Consider the following 14,884-nt stretch of genomic DNA (forward strand, 5'->3'; position numbering starts at 1 on the left):
AACCCTATCAAGTACGATGGAAGTATTCTCTGCTTAGTGAGGTGGGGAGTAAGCCTCTTGGCAGTCGTGTTAAGAGCTACGACCATATGACAAAAATTCTAAAATGCCTAAGCTCTTGGATCTCCCAGAAAAACTAAACTTCCGTTATATCTACTGGGCAATTGAACATCCTGCTAGACACATAGCCCAAAAACTAGTTACCTTACCGTTCGGTTGGATAATGGTTAAGTTAAGAGAATAAATATCCAAATGAAAGCAATCAATCTTAAGGCATTACATAATGTTTCCGCGGTTGTTTTCGTCTTAAGGAAAACTACATCCTCAATACTCCATGTAATGTTCGAGTCAAGTAATTAAGAGAAAGAAACTAAATTCATTTAAAAAAATGTTGAAGTTTGGTAGGGATAAGCCGATAATATAAAAGATAGTAAAAAACAACAAGGAGGTGAAACTAAAGTGAAATTAAGATTGTCCCTGATTTTCCTTATATTCCTATTCACTCTTTTCCACTTTAGTCCACAATTAGCAGAAGCAGAGGTAGAACAAAAAAGTAAAAATGAAGTTATTAATCAGGAAGGTGAGCAAACCTCTAATACTCAGGAAATTGAAGAAGATTTGGAAATAATATCTGACGCTGAAACTACTAATCAAACAGAACAAAACTTACCTTCATCTGACACAACTACTTCTGGCAAACATACGGAAAAGGAACCCCAACAAAACAATTTAAACCAAGATAAGAATGAAAATATAGAAAACCCTACAGAGGAGATAATTCCACAGTCACAGGAAAAAGAAACGACAAAGCAGGATAATAAAGTAACTACATTTTCAGTTAAAGAGCAAAATGTATTTCAGCAAGGCGATAGACATAATAATATAAGCTCTTTGAAAGAAAAACTGAATTATATAGGGTTCGGTGGAATTAAGATAACAAACTATTATGGCTCTTTTACTAAACAGCGGGTAATGGAATTTCAAGAAAACTATGGTTTGCAAGTAACTGGTAAAGCTGACCAAGCTACTATAGCAAAGCTCGAAGAAGTTTATTCTAGTCCGTTTCAATATGGTAATCGTCATGATGACATAGTTGCATTTAAGAAGACTTTAAACCAAACGCAATTTGGTGGAATATTGGTTACTGATTACTACGGCTCTTTTACAGAAAAAAAGGTTAAGGACCTACAAAGGCATCTTGGTTTAAAAGAAAATGGAATTGCTGATGCTTATACCCGAAAAAAGTTGAATGGAGTTAATTCATTAAATAAGAAAGAATTTGGAAAAGGTGACAGGCACGCAGACATTGAAGAAATGAAAGTGATGTTAAACGCCATTGGTTTTGATGGAATAAAAGTTACAGATTATTTTGGTTCATTTACGGAATTAAGAGTAACACAGTTTCAAAATAACTATGGCTTAGAATCTACAGGTAAGGCTAATGAACTAACCTTGAAAAAACTAAATGAAGTATACAGTAGTCCGTTTCAGCTTGGAAAAAGAAATAATAGTATTATAGGTTTAAAAGAGAAGCTTAACACAATGGGCTTTGGAAAAATATTGGTTACTGATTATTATGGGTCCTATACAGTTAAAAAAATTAAGGAACTGCAACAGTTTTTTGGTTTGGAAGAAAATGGTATAGCTGATAGCTATACAAGAGATAAATTAAACGTACTATATGATAATGGTTATGGAAAAGGAGATCGCCATGAGTTTATTAGTGCTATTAAAACAAAACTAAACGCCATAGGCTTCGGTGGCATAAAAGTTACTGATTATTATGGCTCATTTACAGAGCAAAGAGTTCGTGACTTCCAAGAATTTTATGGACTTTCTGCAACAGGCAAAGCAAATGCAATTACCATAAAAAAATTGGAGGAAATACAGGAAATTACTTTTTCATATGGAGATAGGCATAGCAACATTTCAAAACTTAAAGAAAGACTTAATTCTATTGGGTTTGGAAATATCCTTGTAACTAACTATTATGGAGAATACACTAAAAAAAAGGTGAAAGATTTTCAACAATATTACAATCTAACTGCGACCGGTAAAGTGGACCCCATTACTTGGAAGAAAATCAGAGAAATTTATGAGCATCCTTATCAAATGGGTAATCGCCATAAAGGGATTAGTTCTATGAAAGAACAATTAAATAAACTTGGATTCGGTATAATACAGGTTACTACATACTTCGGTAATTACACGGATAAAAAAGTTAAAGAATTTCAAGAATATCATGGATTGGTTGCAAATGGAATTATAGATGAAAATACGCAGGCTGAAATGGATCGATTATTAGATAGCCCGTTTCAGGTAGGAAGAAGACATAAAGAAACGATACAATTAAAAGAAAATCTAAACAGTATAGGTTACGGAAATATAAAGGTTACCGATTATTATGGTTCTTTTACTAAACAAAAGGTAAAGGAATTTCAAAGTGATAATGGACTACCAGTAAGTGGAATTGCAGATGAAGTTACCCGAAAAGAAATTGAAAGCCGGATTTTAAAAATCTTCTTGGACCCAGGACATGGAGCCCACGACCCAGGTGCGCAAGCTTACGGCTTAATGGAAAAGAATGTAGTTCTTGATATTGCTCTAGAAACTTCCAGAGTATTGTCGGAAAATTATTATGGGGTTAATATAAAGCTTTCTAAGACAACAGATGAATTTATTGAACTAGCTGACAGAGCAGAAATGGCAAATAGATGGGGAGCAGATTACTTTGTTAGCTTCCATGCTAACTCTCTTAATGGTAATGCATACGGATTTGAAAGCTATATTTATAATGGATATGTATCTAGTGAAGCAAAGGAACGTCAAAAAGATTTGCATCAGTATCTTATTAATAAACTAAATATAAGAGACCGTGGCATGAAGGAAGCCAATTTTAGTGTTTTACGCAACACAAACATGCCTGCAATATTACTTGAATATATGTTTATAGATAATTTTATAGAAAATGGATTATTAAAAGATGCAAGTTATAGAAAATGGTTAGGGAAAATAACCGCTGATGCTATTGCCAATTCTTTTAATTTGAAAAGAAGGTAGAAACTATAAGAGGAATAAAAGTTATAAAGTATTATGGCTTTTGTTCCTCTTAATTTTACAAAAGAGACAATTTTTAACAAAATAGTTTAAAAAACTCTTGAAATTAATATAAGGAAGATAGATACTATAATAGTATTGAAAAAACTAAGGAGGTGAAACTAAAGTGAAAATAAGAAGAAATTCAATTATTCTACCTGCAGCCATATTTTCTCTTTTCCACTTTAGTCCAATTTCAATAATAGCAGCAGAGAGCACAGAGGAAATAGAGCAAGAAGTACAGCAATCTGCTGATATTGATCAATCAGAAGTTGAAGGTGAAGAGAAGAATACAGGTGAACAAACAAATATAGTTAATGAGGATACTGTCGCTAGTGAAGAAGAGACAGTATCTAGTGATGGAGAAGATCCTCAAACAGAAGCTGAACCTTCCATTGAAAATGAAAATTCACAAGGCCAAGCGGAAAAATCAACGGAACCTAAGATGTCTAACGAAGAAGATGCTGAAACCCATCAGAATAAGGAAGCCACCGAAGAAAAAACAGTCGTTTTCACGGCAAGTAGCCAAAGTTTTCAAAAAGGCGATACTCATGAAGAGATCGCGGATATGAAAACAAAGTTGAACGCCATAGGTTTTGATGGCATTAAAGTAACTAATTACTTTGGTAACTTTACGGAACAACGGGTAAAAGAATTTCAAAAGAATTATGGCATCCAAGTTACTGGGATAGCAGATCAAGTTACTTTAGCAAAAATAAACGATGTTTATACAAGTCCATTTCAGCTAGGTAACAGACATAAGGATATTGTTAACTTGAAAGAAAAACTTAATAAAACAACTTTTGGAGATATTCTTGTAACGAACTATTATGGATCCTTTACAGAACAAAGGGTTAAAGAAGTCCAAAGATACTTCGGACTAAAAGATAATGGTATAGCCGATTCATTGACAAGGGAGAAAATTAATTCTCTTGTATCTAAGGGTTTCCAATATGGAGACAGAAATAAAGAAATAATTAATATAAAAAACAAGTTAAACGCAATTGGCTTTGGCCAAATTAAAGTAACAGATTATTTTGGTTCCTACACTAAGGAAAAGGTGGAAGAATTTCAAAATTATTTCGGCCTTCAAGCTACAGGTACTGCTAATGCAGAAACCCTGGAGAAGCTGGATCAAGTTTATTACAGTCCATTTCAGGAAGGCAATCGTCATAATGAAACGGAAGAACTCAAGAAAAAGTTAAATCGTCTAGGGTTTGGTGATATTTTAGTTACTACTTATTACGGCGCTTTTACAGCTACCCAAGTTAAAAGCTTTCAAGACTATTACGGACTTAAAGTTAATGGAATAGCTGATGAGGTTACGAGGAAAAAGATGGATGAAATATTAGCTAGTCCGCTTCAACAGGGAAAACATCATGAAAAAATGATTGAAATAAAAGAGAAACTTAATCGATTAGGTTATGGTCCTATAACTGTCACCACCTATTTTGGATCCTATACTGAAAAGCAAGTGAAAGAATTTCAGCGCAATAATGATCTAAGAGTAAGTGGCATATTGGATGAGGTCTCCATGAAGAAATTAAATGAAGTATTTACAACAGGGTTTCAAAATGGGGCACGTCATGATGGTATTATTGATTTAAAGAATAAATTGAATCGGCTTGGTTTTGGAAATATTCTAGTGACAACTTATTATGGTAACTTTACTGAGAAAAAGGTAAAGGAATTTCAAGATTACTATGGTCTAGAAGTAACAGGCATAGCTAACAAAGAAACATTAGACAAGCTAGATGAAATGATGAACCATCCATTACAAAAAGGGAAAAGTCACAGTGAGTTACCTGAATTAAAGCATAAGTTAAATTGGCTAGGGTATGGTGAAATCTTAGTTACTGATTATTTTGGATCCTATACAGAAAAGAAACTAAAAGAATTCCAAAAAGATTATAATTTACCTGTGAGCGGAATAGGTGATAAAACTACAATTGAGAAGTTAACTGAAGCTATTTCAAAAGTTTTTCAAGAAGGATCAAGGCATCCAAAAATTAGCCAGTTGAAGAATTACTTAGATAAAGTGGGCTTTGGGGGTATACTTATCACAGATTACTACGGTAATTATACAGCCAAACGCGTTAAGGAATTTCAAGAATACTATGAATTGGAACCTACAGGAATAGCAGATTATAACACATTAAAACTGCTTAATAGTCTAGTAGATTCTCCATTTCAAGAAGGAAAAAGAAATGAGAAGACCAAAGAACTTAAACAGAATTTAAACAAGTTAGGCTTTAAGGGTTTGGATGAAACTAATTTGTATGATTCACTTACAAAGCAACATGTTACAGGTTTCCAAGAGTACTATGGATTAGTCGCAAATGGAATTGCCGATGGGCCGACTTTTACTAAAATTAAAGAGGTTCTATCTACTCCATATCAAGAAGGAAAAAGACATGAGGGTACGATTAAATTAAAAGAAGATTTAAATAGAATAGGATTTGGAAATATACAAGTTACTTCGTTATACGGCAGCTATACAGCTAAAAGGGTGTCAGATTTACAAACATTTTATGGGTTAAGAGTCAATGGAATTGCCGATGCGCCCACACTAAGTAAAATTGATGAAATTATTAGCAGTCCAATGCAGTTAGGTAACACTCATCCAGATATTTCGCAAATGAAAAGGGACCTAAACTCACTTGGTTATGATGGTATTAAAGTAACCGACTATTTTGGGAGTTTTACAGAGGAGCGTCTAAAACAATTCCAAGATGACTATGGTCTACCTGTTAGCGGTATAGCAGATGAAATAACCTTGCTTAAATTAAAAGAAGCTTTAGAATCTAGAGAAGTAATAACTTATTCTCAATTTGATATAAGCTTAGAAGCAGCCTTAGATGTTCAAATGAACCAGCTTCAGCAAACTGATAAATATCGCAATGATCCGGCTTATATTCATAGTAACTATGTAGAGATTATAGAATCAGCTATAATTAATGGAAATGGCGTAAGATTGCGTACTTCTCCAAATTTTAATGATAATATAGCTACTACTGTTAACACAGGAACCAAGGTAACCATTAGAGAAACTGTTACTGGAGCTTCTTATTCTGGCAGTACTCGTTGGTATGAGATAGGTTATAATGATAAAGTTTTATTTGTACACTCTTCTTTGGTAGATTTAAATGGTAAGATTGCTATTACTACTGCAAAAGTGAATATAAGATCTAAGGCTAGTAATTCAAGTCATATATACGACACTATACCTGCTGGAACTTCTGTAAATATATTAGAAGAAGGAACAACCTGGCATAAGATTAGTTACCAAACGTGGAGAAACCCAACACGTACAGATGTGATGAATTATTTGGACCCTAATAATAATGATGTCTTCCAACATCTGCAACTATCTAAAAGCGCTGGCGTATCAGCAGCGGAGTTGAATAGAGTTCTTTCAGGCAAAGGCATACTTGATGGTAAGGGCCAAGCTTTATTGATGGTGGTAAGCAACATGCTGTTAATGAAATTTATTTAATATCACATGCTTTATTGGAAACAGGCCATGGGGATTCTGATTTAGCAACAGGAATTAAAGTAGGGAAAAACAGTAAAGAAGAGTTAGTTTTAGTCACTAATAATAATCAAAGCAATTTAACTGATATAAGAACTACTTATAATATGTTTGGTATAGGAGCGGTAGATGGTGATGCACATCGACAAGGCGCTTTTCGTGCATATCGAGAAGGATGGTTTTCTCCTGAAGCAGCAATCATCGGTGGAGCTAAGTTCATAGGAGAAAGATACATTCATAACGCATACAATCAAGATACCTTATATAAGATGCGCTGGAACCCAGCAAATCCCGGGTATCCGCAATATGCTACAGATATTGGATGGGCAGTTAAACAAGTAGACCAAATTAAAAAAATGTATAGTTTACTTGATAATCCCTTATTGCACTTTAATATAATAAGATATAAATAGTTTAATATTTAGTCGGTTATTAAATCTTAAAATGCAGTTTCAGTGAAAAATTTGAGTTGGTTGGATTAAGTTCTTGTAAAAACAGAACTTAATTCAACCAATTTTTATTTAATACTTTTGTATTACGTAATTTAACCTGTAACAAATATAATACACCCTAAAATATCTACTGGTACGAACGTTCTAACATTATTGTAAATAAGTCCAAGCTCAAATAAAATAATAGAATAAAAGTTTTAATGGAGGACGAGTATGAAAGAAAGAACAACATTAAATAAAACCTTAAAACCACATTGGGTATGGGCAATAGCGTTAGGATCCTCCATTGGATGGGGAGCTTTTGTACAACCGACAAACTGGATGTCCCAGGCAGGACCACTAGGAGTTATTATAGGGTTTATTATAGGCGCTATACTAATGATGCTTATTGCGGTAAGCTATGGTTTTTTAATTAAAGAATATCCGGTTTCCGGCGGAGAATTTGCATACGCGTTTATAAGTTTAGGAAGGACACATGCCTTTATTAGCGGTTGGTTTTTGACTCTTGGATATATTTGTATTGTGGCATTAAATGCTTCAGCTTTTGCTTTAATGTTTAAATATGTATTTCCTAGTTTTGTGCAGAATTTCAAAATGTATGAAATGGGGGGGTGGGATGTTTATTTTACGGAAGTAATCATTTCTACTGCTGTTCTAATTATATTTGCATACTTTAATATGAGAGGCACAGGTTTGTCTGGAAGTATGCAGTTTGTATTTTGCCTGGTTATGCTATTAAGTGTATTTGTTTTAACGGGTTTGGTGGGAATTTCTCCTATGAGTGGAATTGAAAACGTACAACCTGTATTTAACCCAGAGGTTACTACTTTAGCTGCAATTATTTCCATTGTTGCTATTGCACCATGGGCTTACGTTGGTTTTGATAATGTGCCTCAGGCTGCAGAGGAATTCAATTTCTCATCTAAAAAAGCATTTGGCCTTATCATTTTTGCATTAATAGCGGCAGCAGGACTTTACAGTCTAATGATTTTGGCTACAGCTATGGCGCAACCTTGGCTTGGTTTAGTTAGCGAAGAACATATTTGGGGAACAGGGGCAGCAATTCAGCATGTGCTTGGGACAACAGGTTTAGTAATCTTGGTAACTGCATTAAGTATGGGGATCTTTACTGGTTTAAATGGGTTTATTATCTCTTCTAGCAGGTTAATGTTTGCCATGTCTAGAGCGAAAGTGCTCCCTGAAATATTTTCTAAATTGCATCCCAAATACAATACTCCTTATGCAGGCATTATATTTACAGCAATTATTGCTATGCTAGCACCATGGTTTGGTAGAGAAGTCTTACTGTGGGTGGTAGACATGTCTTCCATAGGTGTATCCATTGCGTATCTTTATACATGTTATACTGCTTTTTCTTTATTTAAATGGTCAGAAGACAAAGTAAAAGATCCTAGTAAACATGTTGTAGCACCGTTTAAAAAGATATTAGCATTAATTGGAGTAGTATCAAGTTTAACTTTTATCGGATTATTATTAATCCCTGGATCACCAGCATTTTTAGGGATAGAGTCACGTGTTGCTTTATTTATTTGGATAGCGATTGGAATAGTTTTTTACTTGCTTAAACGTAAGGAATATAATGCAATACCTGAAGAGGAACTAAGATATTTAATCTTAGGGGAAGAAAAAGCAAAGGTAAACGGAACAGACGTAGTTTAATAGTAAGCAAATATCTAGAGGGTTGTTCTGAAAAGTGTGAACAACCCTCTTAATTATTACCTAACCGACTCTTCCTTGTTGTATACTATCTCTCCGTCGATAAAGGTAGATTCAACCTGAATATCTTTAATATATTGTGGATCTATGATTAAAGGGTCTTTATCAAGTACTACAAAATCGGCCTTTTTACCAACCTCAATACTCCCAGTATTTTCTTCGTCAAAAATTAATTTAGCTCCATATATAGTCATCGCTTTCAATGCAGTAATGACATCGATTCGTTGCTCTGGACCCAGGATTTTTCCTTCTCTAGTTTTCCTATTTACAGCTGCCCATACAGAGAAGAGTGGGGATATTGGTGTCACTGGACAATCAGAATGCAGGGTAAATAATAATTCGTGATCTTTAGCTTCTGCTAAAGGGCTGATACGACGGGCACGCTTAGGGCCTAGAAATATTTTTTCATGACGATCTCCCCAGTAGTATACATGATTAATAAAAAAAGATCCTGCTACATTCATTTCTTTCATCCGTTGTATATCCTCAGTAGTTGCTGTTTGTACATGTTCTATTCTGTGATTATGTCCTGACTTCGGTACCTTTTCTAAAGCATAACCATATGCATCTAAAATAGATCCTATTGCTCTATCTCCATTTCCGTGTGTTGTAATACGGAAGCCACGTTGATGCAAGTCAAGAACCTCTTCTTGAAAATCTCTCTGTTTATGGATCAATTCACCATACGTATGAGACTCTTGGTGGTAAGGTTCTCGTAACGCTCCAGTTAAACCTTGGATTGATCCATCTTGAAACATTTTTGCACTATCCAACTTTGCAAGGTTTCCTGAGCGTTGTTGAATTTCCAAGTTTAATTGCGAAGGAGAGTAATCACCATAAATCTCATTTTTTCGTAAAAGATTGTGCATGATCATTAACTGAGTTCGCATAGGATTTTTCCTTGTTTTTGCTGCAATTAGATGTGCTTCAAGCTGTTGAATATTAGTTACAGCTGCATCTGTATTTGTAGTAATCCCTTGCGCAAGATACTCCTGCGAAGCGTTCTCTAATGCAGCAACCATATCTTCTAGGGTATATTCAGGTATAAGTTGTTGCACGGGTCCCATGGCACCGGGTTCATAGAGCACACCGTTTAATTTGTCTTGTTCGTCTTTTCCAAAATGTCCTGCATCTGGTTGTGGAGTACTATTGCTTATGCCGGCATATCTAAGTGCTAACGAATTAGCTACTGCAAGATGTCCGGATATATGAGTTATAAATACCGGATTTTTAGGAGCTACTAAATCCAAGTCTTCCTTGGTTGGATGCCGATTATCAATAAGGAGGGTATCATCATAGCCATAGCCAAGTATCCATTCACTTTCTTTCATTTCACTTGCTTTTGCTTTTATTCTTGACAGAATATCAGAAATTGAATTATTTGATGGGCTACTACAATCAACTTGTTTCCTTAATAACCCATACATAAGAATATGATTATGTGTATCAATAAATCCAGGCAATAATGTCTTTTTGTTTAAATCAATAATTTTACTATCTTTATCAAGATTTATAGTGTTTCTTGGATCGAATTCATCCCATACTTGAATAATCCTTTTGTTTTCAACAAGAACTGATCCAGCTATTCTATTTTTCTCGTCCATAGTCAATATATGTCCATTAATAAATAAAGTTGTCTTTTCACTCATCTTGCATCACCTTTCTCTAAAGCCATTGCTTTATAAGAATTTTTAGAAGTTACATTCTGTTTTAGGGAAAAGAAGTAAGCCTCGACTTGTTCTTCCTCATCATGGTTGGTAAGTAAACTTACAATTACTATTAATACAAGAGAGGTAACCAATCCCGGAATAATCATATGTAATCCCAAAGGTTGATCTAATAACCTCCACAAAATGGATATGATCAATGAACCAATCACACTTGCTAACATTCCTTTTTTTGTAGCCCTTTTCCAAAACATAGCAGCAAGGACTGGGACTACCATAGTTATGGCAGATAACGATAGTGCATAAGTGTAGATGGCTATAATATCTGTAATTAGAAGAGAGACTAACAAACCTCCAATGGCCATTCCAGCAACAGATATCCTAGAAACCTTAAGAATCTTTTCACTACTTGCTGTTGGGGCGATCCATCCTTGATAAATGTCCTTTGAAATATTCATCGCTCCACTTAGTAAAAATGAAGTAGCACCTGTCAAAACAGCAGCAAACAATGAAACCATGAAAAAACCTCCTACTGCTGGTGGGAAAATCGTAGTGAGAAATTCGGTATATACTAGATCTGGATGCGTTGAAATTGGCACAGCTTGACGAGCAATTATGCCAATACCAATAGCAAAAATGCCAACTAGTGATGTGAGAATAAAACCTACCGTTACAGCACTCACGGCAATTTTCTCTGTTTTAGCGGCTGAAATTCTCTGCCAGGAAGTTTGCCAAACGAGATAGAAAGGACCAAAAATGATTAAGTAATTTATAAGCTCGGTAGTTTCCAGCCCAGAGAAGCTCAATAGATTTGGAGGGGTGTTGTTAATAACTGTCTCAAATCCACCTACATAGTTGGTACCTAGGATAAACATAATAATTAAACCAGCAAGAATGAGTACGGATTGAATAGCATCTGTCCATGCCACACTTGGCAACCCTCCCATTAATGTGAAGATAACACATATAAAAAAACCTACTAACATTGCTGTAACTAAAGAGACATCAATAACAGAAGTCAATATTGCTCCCATCCCCACAATTTGCATACCGAATGTTGGTGTCATATATAGCACACTAATAATAAGAGCTGGGATAAGTCCTGCTGTTTTTCCAAACCTACGAACAAATAGATCCGGAATAGTATAGAGTTTCAATTTACGTATAGTAGAACCAAGTAGTATGGCTAGCAGTACCGAAAAAAATAAAGTCGGCAGCCCAGTAAGAAACCATGAAAGTCCAATTTCGAATCCTTTACCAGATGCTCCAATTACAGCAGCTGATCCCATTGAAGTTGCAATAATACTCCCTGCAATAGGGAAAAAGCCTAAACTGAAGTTCGCCATTGTAAAATCATCAGCAGTTTTAATTTTTTTTGAGTAGTATAAACCAATTCCTAATATTACTATTAGGAAAAATAAAATCCATACAATATACCAATTCAATACCTTCACACCTTTCTTGCAAAAAGCAAGTTGAATTGTGTCTAATTTTAAGGAATAGTTAAAATAAAATAAACATTGTTATAATATTCGTACCAGTATTATTAAAATAAAGAAGAATAAGCACAAAATAAAAAAGGGACTTACAATTAAGTCCCTTTATGAATTCTTTCGTGATAATTTAATTTTAAAAGAATACATGTCCGCTCGATATAAAGCATGCTCATACTCTACAAACTGATTATTAATATCGACAAGCTTTCGGTCGGTAACTAGTAAACTTGACTTTTGGGAAATGTTCATTAACGAAGCTTCTTCCTTTGATGGGATGTCTGCTCTTATAACTTGTTCAGCTTCAAAGGTATGTATTCCAAGTTTTGTCTCTAGTAAATCATAAATTGTCTCTTTGTTCAGATCATATTTGCTGATTTGTTTGCCCAAAGTGATGGGATAATAATGATTCTCAATTCCCATTGGGATATGGTTTGCATATCTAAGTCTTTTGAAATGAAAAGCTTCTGTTAAACCAGTTATTTTTTGCAGGTTGGGAGATAAGCTAATTATCTGCGTATCCAGTAGCCTTGCTCCTGACTGCATACCCATTTTTTCTATTGTCTCAGTAGTACTGCTTAAATTACCTAGCCAGTCATGAATAGGTTTTAAGGCAATGAAAGTACCACGACCTGGTCTCCTTACAAGAAAGCCCTCACTAACCAATTCAGCAACCGCTTGTCTAACTGTGCTTCGACTTACATAAAATTCATCCATTATTTCTCTTTCACTGGGAATTTTCGGACCGTAATTCCCTTTCTTTATATTATGAATTAGTTTTTCTTTTAACTGAACGTAAAGTGGAATAGAGTTATTATAATTTAAAGGCATATAGTTTCTCCTTTTTGAAATTTGCTTTATTTATAGAATAACATATAGGAAGCAACATTTTGTATTGGCATATGTCGTGGGAAGCACTCTGATTAATACGTTAACAACAAAATTACTGTTATTTTTTTAAACTTTTGGTTTTATGCAAGGGTATGTATTTAAATAAATGGGAGATTTTGAATTATAAAAATGATAATGAGGCCTAAAGTCCTAATTATGTTGTTTACATTTATGTAAGCGTGTTATAATCACAATGTTTGAATAATATTTTGGATCAATTAAAATCTTGAAGTTATAGGAGGGATATTTATGAATAATAATGCGCTAGGAGAAGAGGAAGAAGAAACTGATGTAGATTATAAAAATAAAGCCTCCCAGAGCAATTATTCACCACTATCAATATTAATTAATAGATCTGTTGAATTGTCAAAGGATATCTTATTTAAAATGAGTATTTTCATGAGAAGAAGTACTAAAAGTAATAAGATTGACAATGTCATACCAATAAAAGAATTGGAGGATCATTCCGACACTATTCAATTACAAAATAATCACGATGAGGTAGTAAAAATAAAACGAAAATTAAATGCTATAGGGTATGGTGGTATAAAGGTTAATAATTACTTTGGAAGCTTTACACAAAAGCGGATAAGAGAGTTTCAGGAGGATTTTAACCTTCCCATAACTGGTGAGCTTAATAGAACAACGAGTATAAAGATTGATGAAGTATTTTTAAAAATTTACCACGAAGGAAGTAATCATAAAAAGATATTAGAACTTAAACAAAAGCTTAATAAGCTAGGTTTCGGTGAATTGGAGGAGACATACCTTTTGGATGCTCAAACCACAAAGCGAGTAAGAGATTTCCAATTTTACTATGGCTTAGAAGCTACTGGAAAGGTAGACTTACATACAATAAAAGAAGTAAATAGTATTTTAAATTCTCCTCTTCAAAGAAATAAACGAAATAGCAAAACATTACATTTAAAAAAGTCATTGCATACTTTGGGATATAATAATGTAAACTTTACTAATGAATTCAGTAAACTAACTGAGGACAACTTAAAACAATTTCAGACAGATTATAATTTACCTGTAAGCGGTATTGGGGATGAAAGGACATTAAAAAGAATCAAAGAAGCGATAGACACAAAGGGGAGAGCAAGTCGAATAGAATATAATATAACCTTGGATGAAGCAATTAAGATGCAAATAAGCAGCGGTAACAAAATGTTAGATGATATCCCCTTTTCTAAAATTGAGAAACTCCTTGATCCAGTTTATTTAGAAAATGATGATAAGAATAAATTTCAATTTCTTGATTTAGGCAGAACAAATGTTACTAATGTTAAGGAGCTTGAGAAGCTGTTAATAAACTCGCAATTATTGACAGGAAAAGCAGAAACATTTAAAAATGCAGGAACTGAAATGGGGATAAATGAAGTATACTTAATGCTACAGATTTTAAATAATATACAAGATAAGAATAATGTATTTATTGAACTACCAGTAGATTGTAATGGCAACATCACTTACATAAAAAATGCTCATAATAACAAATTTACAAAGAAACCAGGTTACACTTCCGAGACTGACAGATACCTATACAATTTCATCCCGGATTTCGACACTCAAGAAGACGCCATAAAGAGAGGGTTTCAAGAGAACTGGGTCACTTTAGATAGAGCAATTTATGGGGCTGCTAAATACTACAAAGATAAATACATTAATACTGGTAGGAATACATATTATAAGATGTATTGGAATCCTGACTTTATGGAAAGAAACAAGTACGCAGATACGGAGAGCACCAAGTATTTAAAACAATACACTATATCTATTGAAACTGTTTATAACGCTTATCGAAAATTGGAATCATACATACTTTATCTTGAAATTCCGGAGTATAAATAGTTAGTTGCAATTTTAACATTACTAGTTATGCTATATGAATAAAATATCATATTTTTAATAGGCCACTTTACAAAACCATCTTCATCGGACTTATTTAAGGTTTAATTTTTCCGAAAGAGTGAATTTAATACTAAAGAATGATATAATTTCTTCGGAATTATGGTA

The 14,884-nt window shown here is 34.0% G+C and carries 8 protein-coding genes; 5 read left to right on the forward strand and 3 right to left on the reverse strand.

The genetic code is table 11. The features are described from left to right. The first annotated feature begins 456 nt into the window (after nucleotides 1-456). The 4 genes from JCM12304_RS00465 (at nucleotide 457) to JCM12304_RS00480 (ending at nucleotide 8,757) form a co-directional block, all read left to right on the forward strand. Nucleotides 457-3,057 (forward strand): peptidoglycan-binding protein, encoded by a 2,601-nt coding sequence (locus JCM12304_RS00465; protein ID WP_060678186.1) that lies wholly within the window; start codon nucleotides 457-459, stop codon nucleotides 3,055-3,057. Between the two features lie 163 nt (nucleotides 3,058-3,220). Further along, nucleotides 3,221-6,589 carry a peptidoglycan-binding protein gene (locus JCM12304_RS00470; protein ID WP_060678187.1) on the forward strand — a complete coding sequence of 1,123 codons (3,369 nt, stop codon included), beginning with the start codon at nucleotides 3,221-3,223 and terminating at the stop codon, nucleotides 6,587-6,589. Continuing rightward, on the forward strand, nucleotides 6,589-7,038 hold the full coding sequence (locus JCM12304_RS00475) for an N-acetylglucosaminidase (protein ID WP_369813119.1): 450 nt from the start codon (nucleotides 6,589-6,591) through the stop codon (nucleotides 7,036-7,038). The genes JCM12304_RS00470 and JCM12304_RS00475 overlap by 1 nt, the downstream gene beginning before the upstream one ends. Nucleotides 7,039-7,290: 252 nt before the next feature. Further along, the gene (locus JCM12304_RS00480; RefSeq protein WP_060678189.1) at nucleotides 7,291-8,757 is read left to right on the forward strand and encodes an APC family permease; all 1,467 of its coding nucleotides are present in this window, start codon (nucleotides 7,291-7,293) and stop codon (nucleotides 8,755-8,757) included. 56 nt (nucleotides 8,758-8,813) lie between these two features. Here the strand turns inward: JCM12304_RS00480 and JCM12304_RS00485 are convergent, their stop codons facing one another. The 3 genes from JCM12304_RS00485 to JCM12304_RS00495 form a co-directional block, all read right to left on the reverse strand. Continuing rightward, nucleotides 8,814-10,463, reverse strand: coding sequence for an amidohydrolase (locus JCM12304_RS00485; RefSeq protein ID WP_060678190.1), 1,650 nt, complete (start codon nucleotides 10,461-10,463; stop codon nucleotides 8,814-8,816). After that, on the reverse strand, nucleotides 10,460-11,926 hold the full coding sequence (locus JCM12304_RS00490) for a sodium:solute symporter family protein (protein WP_019378067.1): 1,467 nt from the start codon (nucleotides 11,924-11,926) through the stop codon (nucleotides 10,460-10,462). Before JCM12304_RS00490 ends, JCM12304_RS00485 begins: the two co-directional genes overlap by 4 nt. 156 nt (nucleotides 11,927-12,082) lie before the next feature. Next, complete coding sequence (locus tag JCM12304_RS00495; protein WP_019378068.1) at nucleotides 12,083-12,805, reverse strand: GntR family transcriptional regulator; 723 nt, start codon at nucleotides 12,803-12,805, stop codon at nucleotides 12,083-12,085. A 309-nt stretch (nucleotides 12,806-13,114) separates the two neighbouring features. Here JCM12304_RS00495 and JCM12304_RS00500 point away from each other — a divergent pair, with 309 nt between their 5' ends. Further along, nucleotides 13,115-14,719: a peptidoglycan-binding protein gene (locus tag JCM12304_RS00500; RefSeq protein ID WP_060678191.1), complete on the forward strand. Its 1,605-nt coding sequence runs from the start codon at nucleotides 13,115-13,117 to the stop codon at nucleotides 14,717-14,719. The last annotated feature ends 165 nt before the right edge of the window (nucleotides 14,720-14,884 follow it).

Origin of the sequence: Virgibacillus halodenitrificans JCM 12304, from assembly GCF_001310895.1 — a bacterium.
Lineage (GTDB): Bacteria > Bacillota > Bacilli > Bacillales > Amphibacillaceae > Virgibacillus_Q > Virgibacillus_Q halodenitrificans.